Source organism: Streptomyces sp. NPDC044033 (assembly GCF_056434425.1).
The window spans coordinates 256,339-271,280 of the sequence record NZ_JBWKFF010000010.1 but is presented as its reverse complement, the minus strand read 5'-3'; the positions used below and the strand labels follow the sequence as shown (position 1 = coordinate 271,280).

Genomic DNA, 14,942 nt, shown 5'->3' with positions numbered 1-14,942 from the left:
TGCCGGACAGCTTGCGGGCGGCAGGTCTGCATAACGTGGATGCGCGCGTACGACACCCGAGCCGAGGCCAGCACGCACAACACCCCGGAAAGGGCACGATGTTCGAGATCGAAGACGTGGGCGTGTTCCTGGGCCTGGACGTCGGCAAGTCCGCTCACCACGGCCACGGACTCACCCCGGCGGGGAAGAAGGTCTTCGACAAGCCGCTGCCGAACAGCGAGCCGAAGCTGCGGGCCGTGTTCGACAAGCTGACCGCGAAGTTCACCACCGTCCTGGTGATCGTGGACCAGCCTGCATCCATCGGCGCCCTGCCCCTGACCGTCGCCCGCGACGCCGGCTGCCGCATTGCCTACCTGCCCGGCCTGGCCATGCGCCGCATCGCCGACCTCTACCCGGGCGAGGCGAAGACCGACGCCAAGGACGCGGCCGTCATCGCCGATGCCGCGCGGACGATGCCCCACACCCTGCGCTCCCTGGAACTGACCGACGAGATCACAGCCGAACTGACCGTCCTGACCGGCTTCGACCAGGACCTGGCGGCCGAGGCCACCCGCACCTCCAACCGGATACGCGGCCTGCTCACCCAGTTCCACCCCAGCCTCGAACGCGTCCTCGGGCCACGACTCGACCACCAGGCCGTCACCTGGCTGCTGGAGCGCCACGGCTCCCCGGCCGCCCTGCGCAAGGCCGGCCGCCGCAGGCTCGTCGAGCTGATCCGACCGAAGGCCCCGCGCATGGCCGCCCGGCTGATCGACGACGTCTTCGACGCACTCGACGAGCAGACCGTCGTCGTCCCGGGCACCGGCACCCTGGACATCGTCATCCCCTCCCTGGCAGCGTCCCTGGCCGCCGTCCACACCCAGCGCCGAGCGATGGAAGCCCAGATCAATGCCCTGCTGGAGGCCCACCCTCTTTCCCCGGTCCTGACGTCGATGCCCGGCGTCGGCGTCAGGACCGCCGCCGTTCTGCTGACCACGGTCGGCGACGGCACCAGTTTCCCCACCGCCGCCCACCTGGCCTCCTACGCCGGCCTCGCCCCGACCACGAAGTCGTCGGGCACCTCCATCCACGGCGAACACGCACCCCGCGGCGGAAACCGGCAGCTCAAACGGGCGATGTTCCTCTCCGCCTTCGCCTGCATGAACGCAGATCCGGCCTCCCGCGCCTACTACGACAAGCAACGAGCCCGCGGCAAAACCCACACCCAAGCCCTCCTCCGCCTCGCCCGCCAACGCATCAGCGTCCTGTTCGCCATGCTCCGCGACGGCACCTTCTACGAACCCCGCGAACCGAAAACCATCAGTCTCGCCGCATAACCAAATCACCCCAACCCAACGGGGCACCTTGACGAAGGACATAGAGGCACCCCCCCGCGGGCTGACCGGTGATGATGACCTTGTCGTCCCGGAAATAGACGGCCCCCAGGTTCGCGATCCGCCCCTCCTCAACAGCGCTCTCGTTCGGGAGTCGCATGTACAGCTTCGCGTGCCCCTGTTCCAAGTCGAGGGAGACGAGTTTGCCCGCCTCTCCCTCAATGGCCTCCTGATAGACCAGAAGCCGACCGCCGTGAAGGGCTACGGGGCGGTTCACCCGGCCACCGCCGGCCTTGGTGCTCCACAACTTCTTCCCTGACCGTAAGTCGAACGCCGAGATCTCGTTTTCCCGCACGCCGTCCTTGCGTTCCGCCCTCTTGGTCGGCACGTACAAGATCCCGTTTGCGACGAGCACCCTGTTGCAACTGTCCAACTTCACTGATGTGCAACCTGGATCGTACGGGCCTGCGGTGAGGGAAATCCTGGTCCTCATCCTGCCCTTGTCGTCGATGACCGCGATGTCGCCGAAGCTCTCGCGTGCGGACAGGGCCAGAATGACGGCGGCCGGGTCCGTCGAGATGACCTGCTGAATCTCGGTCCCCTCAGGGGCCTTCCAAATCCACCGCTCCTTGCCGGTCGCCGGGTCGACACGTACCAGGAAGTTCTGCGCCGACTTGCATTCGATACGCGTGAGCATCGCCCGGCCCTTCACGGAGCCCGCTTCGGAGCAGCCATCCGCGACGAGGCTCGTTCGTTCCATCTGCCGCCCATCCTTCGCTGCGTAGCCGACCCGAATGCTCCCGCTCGACATGCTGACGACGCCATTGCTCATCGAGATCGTGGACAGGCCCCAGGAGCCGCTCTCAGGCAGGGGATGTGCCCAGCGCTTCCCGCCTTCCTTGAGGTCGACAGCCATAACCTGATCGCATTGAAAACTCCCTGCTGCGCCGTACAGAACAATCGCCGTGTCGGCGTCGTACTGCTTCAAGGTGCCGCACACAACGCCCGGAACCGGAACGCTCCAACGCTTCTTGCCGCTGTTCACGTCATAGGCGACGACGGTCTCCGCGTCGGCTTGAACCAGATTGCCGTGAGCGAACCACGCCGTCGGCAAGCGCTCAACGCTGCTGACCACAGCCTTCGGAGCGGGGACGAGCCAGTCGAGAATCGCGTTGACGCGGTGGGGCTGCTGCGTCTTCTGAGCCGATGGGTGGTTGTCACCGCTCCTGCTCCACAGCAGCCATCCCCCGTTCCCATACCCGCGATGAGCAGCAGGGCGAGGGCGATCACCAGGCCGGTACGACGCTTGCCCCGCCCACCGTTCGACGGGCCACCGCCCAGCGCCGAAGCCGTGAACGGCGACAGCTGCGGCCGGCCGAAGCCCGGAGCGGTCGGGCGCTGGTCGAAGGGCTGCTCGACAGCGGGCCCGCCGGGCTGGTCGAATCGGGTGTCCCAGATCTGGGGCGGGCGATGAGGGCCGCTCGGCGGCGGGATCGGCGGCGGCTGGGGCATGGGAGAAGGCGGGATTCCTGTTCTGCGATAAGAGGGGCTGGAAGGGGCAGCACGGCTGTTTGCGTAGCAGAGGGCTCAGCGCCTCTCTTCACATCACCCCAACCGCGTTCGAGCAGTTCTGACCGCTCTGCTGCTTCAGCTATTCGGCAAAGGCGAGGATCATGTCCGCCGTCTCGGAAGGGATGTCGTTGGCGTCCGCCAGCAGGAGCCGGCCGTCGGCGAGGTGGAGGACGGCGCCCCCGTGCGTCTGCATGCCCGATTCCCGCTCGCGTGTGGCGGTGGCGTGCGTGATCGTGCGTGCCTCGCCGCCTGTTTTCGTGGATGCATAGGACAGCCGACCGGGACGTTCGCTGGACGGGACGGTGTAGAAGGCGACCTGGCCTCCGGTTGCAGCCACGGGGAGTGTGACGCGGTTCTCGTCGGCCTTGTAGGTCCAGCGGGGCTTCCCGTCGGTCAGGTTGTAGGCCATTCCCATGCCTTTTCCTCCGACGTAGAGGGTGTCCTTGTCGACCAGGGCTCCTGTGCACCCGGTGGATGTCAGGAAACAACTGCCCAGCTGCCAGAAGCGGTTGGCGGGGATATCCGCTTGTTGGTGGCCGTTGGCGGAGTGGAGGGCGGTGAGGGCGGAGATTCCGCCTGTGGCAGGGCCGGTCATCACGACGACTGGGCGGGTGGAGATGATCGAGTAGACGATGGAGCCCTTGGCCGCCTTTTTGGACCACTTGGGCTTGCGGAGGTTCCTGGGGTCGAGAGAGCGGACCGTGGACGTGCTGCCGCAGTAGGTGGTGGAAATGAGTTCGGCGCCGCCGGCGGCGTTGACCATCTCGCATGCCTTGTGATTCCGCTGGGATGTGCGCTTGCCGTCGGCGAGGGCACGGGTCTCCTCACCGGTGGCCCAGGAGAGATAGGCGTAGCCGTCGTGCAGGGCGATCGTGAGCGAGGCCTTGTCCCATTTCGTGGGCGTGAGCGCAGGTCCCGCCTTGTCCTCCGAAGCGATGTACTGCTCCCAGGTCCGATCACCCGTGCGGAGGTCGACGGCGACCACGTCGGTGCAGACCTCGCCGAACTGGACTGCTATGACCGCCAGATTCCCGTCGGCTTCCCGCGAGGCCGCGCAGAGCGTGCCTGACAGGACGAACGACCACTTCTTCTCCCCGGTTTTGACGTCGTACGCCGTCACCATGTCCGGTTCGGCCTTGACGACCAGTGAATCGGTGAACCAGGTGCCAAGTGCTGTGTCCGCGCCTCGCGACGGTTTCACACGGGCTTGCGCGGTCCAGGCGATCGTGCCCGCCTTCGGGGCGTGAGCCTTTCCGGTGTCGTGATCGGCATGAGATCGGTCATCCAGAAACCGGACCGCGCAGCCGACGGCAACGAGGAGAGCGACGAGCGCCACGGTGATGAGGAGTGCCCTGCGTCGTCGGAAGCGCGGCGGAGGGGGCGGAGCCATTGCGGGCGGGGCGCCCCAGGACTGCGCCGCGGGCGTGTTGCCGTACTGCGGCGGGTGCGACACCGGTTCAACTCCTCGGTCGGTCATCAGTAGTCAGCAGGGGGCGGTCAGCGGAAGGACATGAGGAGTGAACTGCCGCTCGTGCCGTCGCGGGCGGCCAGGTAGAGGCGTTCGTCTCGGAAGTACACGAATCCGTTGTGGGCGATGGCCGCCTCGGCCTCCGCCGACTGCGTCGGCAGCTTCGTATAGAGCTTGGAGCGGCCGTTGGACGGGTCCAGGGAAAGCACCTTCCCGCCCTCGTCCTTCGTGGCTTCCTGGTAGACCAGCAGGTGCCCGTCATGCACGGCCACCGGCCTGCTCTCACGTTCGCCCGCGAGCCGGACGGACCAGCGCCTGTCGCCCGTCTTGAGATCGAAGGCGGCGACGGTATCGGCGCGGACACCCTCGTCGTTGCCTGTCGCGACGTAGAGGCTGTCGTCGTCGACGAGCGCCAAGCGACAGGAATCCAGCCTCATATGGTTGCAGCCCAGAGCGTACGGCCCAGACGTGAGAGAGGTCAGCTTCTTGAGGCGGCCCTGGTCGTCGAGGAACGCGACGTCCGAGACGTCACTCTCGCCTTCACGACCGATGGTCACTACGGCCGGATCGACGGACAGGATGTTGTGCACCGTGACACCATCGAGCACCTTCCAAGTCCACTTCTCGACGCCCGTCTTCGGATCCACTCGCATGAGGAACTGTCGCCCGGACGCGTCGCACCGGACCAAGGAAAGCTCCCGGGCCCCGACGGCGACGTCACCCCGCGGAACGCAGCCGTTGTCCCGACGCTTGACCGGCCTTCCCTTGTCGGCCGTGAAGGCGACTGTGCGGGTGTTGCCCGACATGGTGATGACTCCATGGGAAACGGAGACATTGGCGTTCTGATAGAGCTGATCGTCACCACGGGGATCGGCGAGGTTCCGGTTCCAAAGGCTGCGTCCATGCGTCAAGTCCACAGCCATCAAATGGTCACAGTGGTACTTCTGCTCTCCGTAGACGACCGCGGCGACGCCGCCATCGGGCCTGGGCGAAGAGCCGCACGCAAACCCGGGAACCGGCACCGACCAACTCGGCTTGCCGCCGTCTTCACGGTAGGCCGTGACCGCTCGCGCCGTGCTCTGGATGACGTTGTCCTTCGCGAACCAAGTGGTGGCGGTCGCGTCCATGCTGCCCTTGTCCGCGTCCGGAACGGGGACCAACCACTCAAGTTGGGCGTCCGCGCGGCGCTTCGCCCTCGGCTCGGTCGCGGAGCCCTTGCCCCACAGCACCCAGCCGCCCGTGCCCAACCCCGCGATGAGAAGTAAGGCCAGGGAAAGGACGAGGATCGTGCGGTGTCTTTTGTGGGCGGCTCGGTCCGGGACTGCTTTCAGGGCCGAGGCCGTGAAGGGGGAGAGCGGGGGCGGGCCGAAGCCCGGTGGGGCGGTGGGGCGTTGGTCGAAGGGGCGCTCCGGAGGGAGCGATTCGGGCCGGTCCAGGCGGGTGTCCCAGATCTGGGGCGGGCGGTGGGGATCGTCCCGAGGTGGCGGCTGCGTCATGGGCGGGTGGCCTCCTGGGTCCCCTCTCAGGCTCTGCGGCGGCGTTTGCGGTCGCGTACGACGATGGCCGCGCCGCCGATCACCGCGACGATGACGGCCGCGCCGCCCAGTGCGTACGTCGCCAGTCGCTCCTCGCGCTGCTGCGGGGTCTCCCCCACGGCGAGTGCGGCGGGCTGCGGGGCGTCGACGTTGTGGGCGGAGCCTTGGTCGAGGGTGACGTGGTTGATGGGGTGGGCGTCCTCGGTGAGGGCTCGGACGGGGTCTACTACGCCCCAGCCGATGTAGCGGTCGTGGGCGTTGACGGCGCGTTCGGCGGTCTGCTCGATCTGGGCGACGACCTGCTTGGGCGTCCAGTCGTGGTGCTTGGCGCGGATGAGGGCGGCGACCCCGGCCACGTACGGGGCGGAGAAGCTGGTGCCGTTGTCGACGCACTGGCCGCCCTTGGGGACCGTGGAGACCATTTCCACGCCGGGGGCGGCCACCCCTACGAAGTCGCCGGACTGGGAGAAGGCGGCGCGTTCGTTGTTGCGGTCGGAGGCGCCGACGGCGAGGACGCCCGAGTAGGCGGCCGGGTAGGTCTGCTTCACCTTGCCGTCGAGGCCGTCGTTGCCGGCCGAGGCCACGACGACGACGCCGTGGTCGATGGCGTTCTCGACGGCCTGTTCCAGGGCGCTGTCGGCCTTGAGCGGTGTGACGGTGTCCTGGGAGATGTTGATGACGTCCGCGTGGGCGGCCACGGCCTTGTCGATGCCCGTGGCCATGGTCGTCGTGTTGCCGGTGCCCTTTTCGTCGTTCTGCCGGATCGGAATGATCGTCGCCTCGGGGGCGATGCCGACGAAGCCGGTGCCCGGCGCCTTGCGGGCCGCGATGATGCCGGCGACCTTGGTGCCGTGCCCGACGACATCGGTCGTGGCGCCGCCGGGGGGGCTCTCCTTGTTCTTGTCCTTCGGCTTGGGGAGCAGGTCGGCGCCGGCCTTGGCGTCGACCGCGTCCTTCAGCTGCGGGTTCTTGATGTCCACGCCGGTGTCGATGACGGCCACCCGTACCGGCTTGCCGTTGTCGGCCCTCTTGCCCTTGGTGTCCTGCCAGAGCTGGTCCAGCAGGACGCGCTGCAGGGACCAGGGCGTGCCCTTGATCTGTTTGGCGGGGTAGGTGCACTCGCCGCTGCCGTCGAGCCGGGCCGCGGGCGCGGGCTCGACGGCGGTGGCGGTTCCTGCCGTCAGGGTGGTCAGGGCCGCGGCCACCGTCAGGAGTGCGGCGATGCGGGTACGGGTGGGCGTCGTCACGTTGGCTGTCCTCATGCCCATCCCCTACGAGCCCTGCGGCTGCTTGGCGCTGTTGGTGTCCAGCCGTGGACCGGTCGGCAGGAACTCCGACCAGTTGGCCGGTACGGGGATCGGGTTCACGTTCTGATAGCCGAGCCGGGTCTGGGCCTGGTTGGCCGCCGGCTGCTCGGGGGCCGCGGACTCCCCGGACTCCTGGCCGGCGTTCTTGGCGTCGTCGTCGTTGCCGATCTTCGACTTGCCGGCGCCGCTGTCGTTGTTGGACTGGACGGCGTAGCGCAGGCCGGTGTCGGTGACGAGGAAGACGGAGCCGCTCTTGGTCTGCCGGCCCGTCACCTGGCGGTAGAGGACGCCGGCGCCGGGGGTGACGTACGCGCTGGTGGCGCCGTCGGGGAGGGTGGCAGGGTAGTCGGTGCCGGCCCAGGCGGCGAGCTGCGGGGTGCCCTTGCCGTCGACGCCGTTGAAGATGCTGCACACGGTGTTCTTGGCGCCGCTGCCGGCGGCTGGGTCGATGGAGTTGGCCTTGTCGGGGATCTCGGCGGGCCAGTGGTACTGGCCGTAGTACTCGTCACCGTCCGGCGTGAAGTCCGCGGCGCCCACCCGCTCGGCCGTGCCCGCCTGTCCCAGCTTGCTGAGGCCGCGGCTGCTGAGCAGCAGGTTGGCGGTGAAGTCGGAGACCCGTTGGACCTTGCCCGGGAGCACGACGTACTTCTGGGTGCCGGTGCCCGTGGGCGCCTCCAGCACCATCCCCACGTGGTTGGCCTTGGCGCTGAGGGTCGGCACGCCGGCCTTGGCGCCGATCTGGCCGGGGATCTCGGGGAAGGCGATGGGCGCGCCGTCGTGGAAGGTGGCCAGCCAGTCCTTGGTGACGGACTGCGGCTGGGTGCCGTCCCGGAAGATCGAGCGGAGCAGCAGGTTGTAGTCGGCACCCTCCATGGACTTCCAGCTGGGGCCGCCTAGCAGGTACTTGGTGCCGCTCGGGTCGACCAGATAGCGGGAGTGGTCCTGCCCCTCCACGTACAGGGCCTGATTGCCGTGCAGACGGCGGGAGTTGAGCTGCTGCGCCTTGGGGTCGCGGTCGGCGAAGAGGAAAACAGCCTTTTGAGTGGTTTTCCCATTTCCGCCGGGCTGCTCGCAGACCGCCCACTGCTTTTTCTTGCCCGCTTCGTCGGCATTGGGCATACGGTCCGGCGCGTACGGAATGCCGAGCGTGGGGCCGCGGGAAATCTTGCCGCTGTCGAGCTCGGACTCCTTCACCTTGATCACGCTCGACTTGTCGGGGGTGAGGAGGAGCTTGGCGGAGGCGAGGTTGAGGACGGGGTGGAGCTGCTTCTTCTTGTCCGTCTTCAGCACGACATAGCGCGTGGTCGAGTCGGAGCCGACGATGACGTGCGCCCCGACATCGTCCCAGCCCTTGGGGGCGGTGGGTTTGAACATGCCCCAGGCGCCGAAACCGGCGAGGATCAGCGCTCCGACGACGACGCTCGGCAGGACCGTGCGCAGCGGGCGCGGGGCTCCTTCCTCGGTGCCGGTGGGCGAGGGTTGCAGAAATGCGGCGACTGTCCGCTTCTTCGCAAAGGTATAGGCATTGAGCTCGTCCCGCCGTGATGCCATGTCTAGCCGTTTCTCCCCGTTGTTCGGCCTCGGTTGACGGGTGCCGCCCTCGGTCCCCCTGTCATACGGACCCTCTACTATGCCCGTAGACGATTGACGCATGGTGCCGGGGGACCGTCTCGATACGGATAACGACCGATCCGGGCTGGTGCGTTTCGGACATTGAGGGGGCATTGGCGGGGATGACTGCCGGAACGCGCGTACGGACTTCGCGGAATACGGGGAGCGCGGGAGGCCCCCCGGGGCGGCGGTCGGGCCGTCGGGGCTCGTCGCGGACGGCCGCTCCGGCCGCCGCCGCGACCGCTGCCATGGGCCCCGCCTCGACGGGCGCGGTCGTACCGCGGACCTCCTCCCGGCCGGGGAGCATGGGGCCGCTGCGGTTGCAGCAGCTCGTGCTGATCGAGGTGGCGGCCGCGGTCGTCCTCGTGGGCTGGGCCATCGACAAGATGGCGCTGATCCCGGCCTCGGTGGTGGCCGTGGTGCTGGTGCTGCTCGCGCTCGTACGCCGCGGGCGCCGGCCGATCGCGGAGTGGCTGGCGACGGCGCTCGCGCTGCGCCGGCGGAAGCGGCAGGCGGCGCAGCCGCTCGACGCGGGCACGGACCCGAGCTTCGCGCCCGCGGTGGAGTGCGAGCCCGCGTTGGTGACGAGCTCGTTCACGGACCGGGAGCGGCGGCCGGTCGGCATGGTCGGGGACGGGACGTTCCTGACGGCGGTGCTCCAGATCGAGGCCGTGGACTCCCCCTTGCGTCCGCAGCGCACGCAGCGGCCCTTGCCGCTGGCGCTGCTGCGGGACGCGATGGAGGTGGACGGCATCCGGCTGGAGTCGGTGCAGATCGTGCAGAGCGCGCTGCCCGCGCCCGCGCCGCATCTGCCGGAGCAGGCGGTGGCCGCGCGCAATTACGTGCCGTTGCAGGCCCAGACCGGGGCCCCCGCGGTGCGGCTGACCTGGGTGGCGCTGAAGCTCGACCCCGAGCTCTGCCCGGAGGCCGTCGAGGCCAGGGGCGGCGGGCTGGAGGGCGCGCGGCGGTGTGTGCTGCGAGCCGCTGATCAGTTGGCGAGCCGGTTGCAGGGGGCCGGTTTCGGGGTGACGGTGCTCACGGAGGAGGGGCTGACGGCGGCGATAGCGACCGCCGCGAGCGCGAACCCGATGGCCACGGCACAGGCCGGGCGGACGAACGCGCCCACGCGGCGGACCGTGGAGAGCTCGCGGACCTGGCGCTGCGACGACCGGTGGCACACCACGTACTGGGTCGGCCGCTGGCCGCAGTTGGGGCCGTCGGCGACGCCGCTGCCGCAGCTCGCGGCGCTGCTGACCTCGTTGCCCGCGCTGTCGACGACGCTGAGCCTCACCCTGGGCCGGGGCGGCACGCAGAGCGGGCGGCACGCCCCGACGGTGACCGGCCATGTGCGGATCACGGGTCGCAGCGCGGATGAACTGGTCGCCGTGCGGCGGGAGATGGAGCGCACGGCGCGCGGGGTGAAGGTCGGGCTCGTACGGCTGGATCGCGAACAGGTTCCCGGCGTTCTCGCCACACTGCCCCTCGGAGGTACCCGCTGATGGCCACGCCGACGAACGCTCCGGCCGCCGCTCAGCCCGCCGGCGGCCCCCAGGGCTTCCCGGGCGCGGGCCGCACCGACGCGCCCAGCCCCGCACCGGTGCCGCCCGCCCCGCGGATACGCACGTCCCGCTTCGGTTTCGGGCTGATCGGGCCGCGCCGCCAGCGGCACGAGCTGTCCCCGGAGCAGTTCGAGTCGCTGGCGCTGCCCGTGGGCGACGACGGCGTGGTCATCGGTCAGGACGCGCGGGGCCAGGCGTCCGTACTGGGCCTGAGCCGGCCGACGCCCTTCGAGATGCTGCTGATCGGCGGCGTGTGGACGTCGCAGGTGATCGCCTTGCGTACGGTCGGCACGGGCGCCCGGGTGACGGTGGAGACGGGCCGTCAGCAGATGTGGACGGCGCTCGCGCAGGCGGCCAACAGCGGCCAGCAGTGCGTCACGCTGCACGATGTGGGGCGGGTGCCGCCGCAGGGCCCCTCGGTGCACAGTCCGGTGCTGGTCGTCCGCGACTGCGGCATGCGGCCGCCGCGCGGCCGGGTGAGCGCGGCGCCCTGGCAGTCGGTGCTGACGCTGCTGCCCTATCTCAGCCCCGCCGCTCCCCGGCTGATGGAGAGCGCGGGTCTGGTCGGCGTCCAGCGGGTCTCCCCGGACGAGGCGCGCCAGATCGGCCGGGCCATGGCCTTGCCGCAGGCCGATGTCGAGGCGCTGTCCACGCTCCAGGACGGGGTCACCCTCTGGTGTACGCGCCGCTCGCGGGTGTACGTGGCCACGCAGCCGACCGATCCCGAGACGGGTCTGCTGGGCGGGGCACGCCGGATGGATTGAGGGACCCCTGCACAGGGGCGGAGTCGAGAGGTACGGGGGTACGGGGTGAGGGTTCGGGACGGGCGGCTGCCCGTTGGACGCGGGGGCGGGGCGGACGCCGTGGGTCGGCCGCCCTTGAGTCGCGATGCGCGGCGCCGGGGTGCCGTGCGGGGCGGACCGGTCGGGTTCGGTCAGGGGCGTCCGCGGTGCGCTGCCCGGTTGACCGTGGTCGGCGACAGCGTTCGGGATAAACCAGCGGAAATGCCTGAATCGGGCATGAATACCGTCCACTTACGGAAGTGAAGCGTCGATTCCGTACATCGACGTGCACCAATTGCCACTGTCTGCCCCTGGGCCGCGCTGGAGCGGCCGCACTCGGGCAGGTGACTCATCGGACACCGGTAAGGGCGGGGGCGGGCCTGCCATAGCACCGCTGATGATGATTAGTCTTGGTGTACGTACGCGCAGGAGGGTCCGAGTACAGGGCTCCTGCGTCACATACGGGGGAAACCCGGGCAGTCGGACGACGGGAACGGTCGGCCCCGACAAGAAATTCAAGGGCGCTAGGCCACACCAGCAGGAGGCATTGTGAGCAGCGATCGGGACGAGAGCCGCGCTGGAGGGAAGACGGCCGGCGAGGATCGGTCCGACGCCGAGCACGAGCACACGGGCGAGTTCACCATCGACTACACGCCGCCTGCCTGGTACACGCAGAACGCGTCGGGCGATCAGGGCGGGGCTTCGACGCCTCCCCCGCCTTCGGGCATGCCGCTGCCGGGTCCCGGGACGCCGCCCGGTGGCGGGTTCCAGCAGACATGGACGCCGCCGCAGGCCGCCGAGCCGCCCGCGGCGCAGCAGCCTCCCGCCGCTCAGCCCCCTGCCGCACCGCCGCCTGCCGCTCAGCCCCGCGTCGCACAGTCTCCCTTCATGCAGCAGCCCGCGCCGCAGGCCCAGGCCGGGGAGGCTCCGGGCGGGCGGGCTCCGGCCGCCGCCCCTCCGGCGAGCCCCGCGCCGGCGCCTCCGGTCTCGCCGCCGCCCGCCCCGGCCGCGCCCCCCGCGCCCGCACCGGATGCGGAGGCCGAGAAGCTGCCGAGCTTCGCCGAGTTGCACGCGGCGGTGGCGGCCGCGAACGGGGATACGGGCAACCCGGAGCCCACCGCCGGCACCCCCGGTGACACGTCCGCCGGCGATCGGCGGGACGAGGAGACTCCCGCGGCCGACGCGGGCAGCGCGCACGAGCCGGGCACGACGGCCGACAACGCCGACCCCGGTGCAGGCGACGCCGACGCCGATCGCGGTGCAGACGACGCCGCTGGCGGTGGCGTGCCGCTCGGCGGGCCCATCGCGCGATTCGCCGACACCGGCCTCCACGGTGAGGCCGCGGAACCCACGGGCGACGGGGAGGGCAACACCCCGGCCGATGCCTCCCCTTCGCAGGCGAGCGACAGCGGCGAGGATGAGCACGACGGCGGTGGCGTGCGCAGCGAGGGGACGATCAAGTTCTCGGCCGCCGCGCTGCGCCGCGAGGAGCCGGCCGCCGAGCCCGCGGATGCCGCCCCGGCCGCGCCCGCGGACGCGGTCGCCGACCCCGTACCGGCGGACGCCCCCGCCGCGCCCGCTCCCCCGCAGGCCTGGGCCCCGCCGCCCGCGGCGCCGGGCGGGCTGCCGCCCCTGCCGCCGGACTTCCAGCCCGCGGCCCCGCAGACCCCGCAGACCCCTCCGGCCGCCTCCGCTCCGACCGGCGGCACCCCTTGGACGCCGCCCGGCCCTGAGCAGCAGCCCGCGCCGGGCCCGTACGCGCCGACGAGCGGCCCCGGCGCCGGGCCCGTACAGCAGGGCTCGGCCTGGCCGCCGCCGCCCGCCGACGGCTCCGCTCCGGCGGCGGCTCCCACGCCCAACCCGCCTGCCGCGCAAGCTGGTTACGGATATCCGGGACCGGCCGGTCAGCCCTCGGCGCAGGGCGGCTACGGCTTCCCGTACCCCGGCGCGCCCGCCGCGCCCCAGCCCGGTCCGTACGCGCCCCAGCAGCCCCCGGCCGCGCCGCCCGCGGCTCCGGCTCCGGTGGCGCAGGACGGTTACGGCTACCCCGGCCCGGGTGCGCAGCAGCCCCCGGCGGCCTCGGCCAACGCCCCTGCCGCACCGGACGGTTACGGCTACCCTCGACCGCAGCCCGGGGCCATGCCTCCGGCCGCCGACCCGGCGCAGCCCGCGCCCGGCTACGGGGCCGGTGCCGACGGCGCGCAACAAGGGCCCGTCGATCCGCGTACCGGGGGCTGGCCCAGCGTCACCCCCGAGCAGCGGCAGCGTTCCGTGCACGGTGCGCCGCTCGGCTACACCGCGGCGGTGGAGCTCTCCTCCGACCGGCTGATCAGGGGCAAGCAGAAGCCCAAGAAGCAGGGCGGCAACGCGGCTTCGCGGTTCAAGTTCGGCGGAAAGAAGGAGGAGGCCGAGCGGCAGCGCAAGCTGGAGCTGATCCGTACGCCGGTCCTCTCCTGCTACCGCATCGCCGTCATCAGCCTCAAGGGCGGCGTCGGCAAGACGACGACCACCACCGCCCTGGGTTCGACGCTGGCGAGCGAGCGGCAGGACAAGATCCTCGCGATCGACGCCAACCCGGACGCGGGCACGCTCGGCCGCCGGGTGCGCCGCGAGACCGGTGCGACCATCCGTGATCTGGTGCACTCGATCCCGCACCTGAACAGCTATATGGACATCCGCCGCTTCACCTCGCAGGCGCCCTCCGGACTGGAGATCATCGCCAACGACGTGGACCCGGCGGTCTCCACGACCTTCAACGACGAGGACTACCGCCGCGCGATCGACGTGCTGGGCAAGCAGTACCCGATCATCCTCACCGACTCGGGCACCGGCCTGCTCTACAGCGCGATGCGCGGGGTCCTGGACCTCGCCCACCAGTTGATCATCATCTCGACGCCGTCGGTCGACGGCGCGTCCAGCGCCAGCACGACGCTGGACTGGCTCTCCGCGCACGGCTACGCCGATCTCGTCTCGCGCAGCATCACGGTGATCTCCGGGGTCCGCGAGACCGGAAAGATGATCAAGGTCGATGACATCGTGTCGCACTTCGAGACCCGCTGCCGCGGCGTCGTCGTCGTGCCGTTCGACGAGCACCTGGCGGCGGGCGCGGAGGTCGACCTCGACATGATGCGGCCGAAGACGCGCGAGTCGTACTTCAACCTCTCCGCCATGGTCGCCGAGGACTTCGTCCGGGCCCAGCAGCAGCAAGGACTGTGGGCCGGGGACCCCAACAACGCGCCGGGGTACATGGGTTCGCCCGCGCCGGGCGGTTACGCGCCCGGCCCCGGTCAGGGACAGTTCCCGGGCCAGGGCCAGGCACCCGGCCAGGCGCCGGGTGCGCCCGGCGGACCATACGGCGGTGGCCCCTACGGCGGCGATCCGTACGGCGGGCAGCCGCAGCAGCCCCAGCCGTACCCGCAGCCGGGGCAGCCCGGCGGCTGGCAGCAGGCCGCGCCCGGCGGGCCCGCGCCCGTACCGGGTCAGCAGCCCGTACCCGGTCAGCCGGGGCCCGTACCGCCCAACTGGCAGCAGCCTCAGGCCCACCCCCCGTATCCGCCGCAGCAGGGCCAGGGGCAGTTGCCGGGGTGGCCGCAGCAGGCACAGCAGCCGCAGCAGCCCCCGGCCTACCCCGGCGCGCAGCCGGGGCAGCAACCGGCTCAGGCGGGCGCACCCGGTGAAGCCCAGCAGCCCCAGCCGGAGCAGCAGCCCGGCTACGGCTACCCGCCGCCCCCGGCACCACCGCAGCAGTAGCAGTAGCAGTACGAGCGACACGACTGGGCGGGGCCGCACTTCACG

General features: G+C 70.7%; 9 protein-coding genes. 4 read left to right on the top strand and 5 right to left on the bottom strand.

Features of this window, described 5'->3' with window-relative positions:
* The first annotated feature begins 98 nt into the window (after positions 1 to 98).
* Entirely contained in the window at positions 99 to 1,316 is a 1,218-nt protein-coding gene (locus tag AC07AB_RS20075; RefSeq protein WP_478568491.1) for an IS110 family RNA-guided transposase, read from the top strand.
* Here AC07AB_RS20075 and AC07AB_RS20070 read toward each other — a convergent pair.
* From AC07AB_RS20070 to eccB, 5 genes are all read right to left on the bottom strand, one after another.
* Entirely contained in the window at positions 1,300 to 2,427 is a 1,128-nt protein-coding gene (locus AC07AB_RS20070; RefSeq protein ID WP_478568488.1) for an outer membrane protein assembly factor BamB family protein, read from the bottom strand. The genes AC07AB_RS20075 and AC07AB_RS20070 overlap by 17 nt on opposite strands.
* A 537-nt stretch (positions 2,428 to 2,964) precedes the next feature.
* A complete protein-coding gene (locus AC07AB_RS20065) occupies positions 2,965 to 4,338 on the bottom strand; it encodes an outer membrane protein assembly factor BamB family protein (protein ID WP_478568485.1) in 1,374 nt (457 codons plus the stop codon).
* 44 nt (positions 4,339 to 4,382) lie between these two features.
* Positions 4,383 to 5,849 (bottom strand): outer membrane protein assembly factor BamB family protein, encoded by a 1,467-nt coding sequence (locus tag AC07AB_RS20060; RefSeq protein WP_478568482.1) that lies wholly within the window; start codon positions 5,847 to 5,849, stop codon positions 4,383 to 4,385.
* A gap of 26 nt (positions 5,850 to 5,875) precedes the next feature.
* On the bottom strand, positions 5,876 to 7,150 hold the full coding sequence (mycP, locus tag AC07AB_RS20055; RefSeq protein ID WP_478568479.1) for a type VII secretion-associated serine protease mycosin: 1,275 nt from the start codon (positions 7,148 to 7,150) through the stop codon (positions 5,876 to 5,878).
* A 9-nt stretch (positions 7,151 to 7,159) separates the two neighbouring features.
* Positions 7,160 to 8,746 (bottom strand): type VII secretion protein EccB, encoded by a 1,587-nt coding sequence (eccB, locus tag AC07AB_RS20050; protein WP_478568476.1) that lies wholly within the window; start codon positions 8,744 to 8,746, stop codon positions 7,160 to 7,162.
* 182 nt (positions 8,747 to 8,928) lie between these two features.
* On the opposite strand from eccB, the gene eccE reads away from it, so the two are divergent.
* The 3 genes from eccE to AC07AB_RS20035 all read left to right on the top strand — a co-directional run bounded on the left by eccE (position 8,929) and on the right by AC07AB_RS20035 (position 14,897).
* Positions 8,929 to 10,305 (top strand): type VII secretion protein EccE, encoded by a 1,377-nt coding sequence (eccE, locus tag AC07AB_RS20045; protein ID WP_478568473.1) that lies wholly within the window; start codon positions 8,929 to 8,931, stop codon positions 10,303 to 10,305.
* Positions 10,305 to 11,129, top strand: a complete 825-nt coding sequence (locus AC07AB_RS20040; RefSeq protein ID WP_478568470.1) for a hypothetical protein — start codon at positions 10,305 to 10,307, stop codon at positions 11,127 to 11,129. The genes eccE and AC07AB_RS20040 overlap by 1 nt, the downstream gene beginning before the upstream one ends.
* Before the next feature lie 567 nt (positions 11,130 to 11,696).
* Entirely contained in the window at positions 11,697 to 14,897 is a 3,201-nt protein-coding gene (locus AC07AB_RS20035; protein ID WP_478568467.1) for an SCO5717 family growth-regulating ATPase, read from the top strand.
* Positions 14,898 to 14,942: the final 45 nt, after the last annotated feature.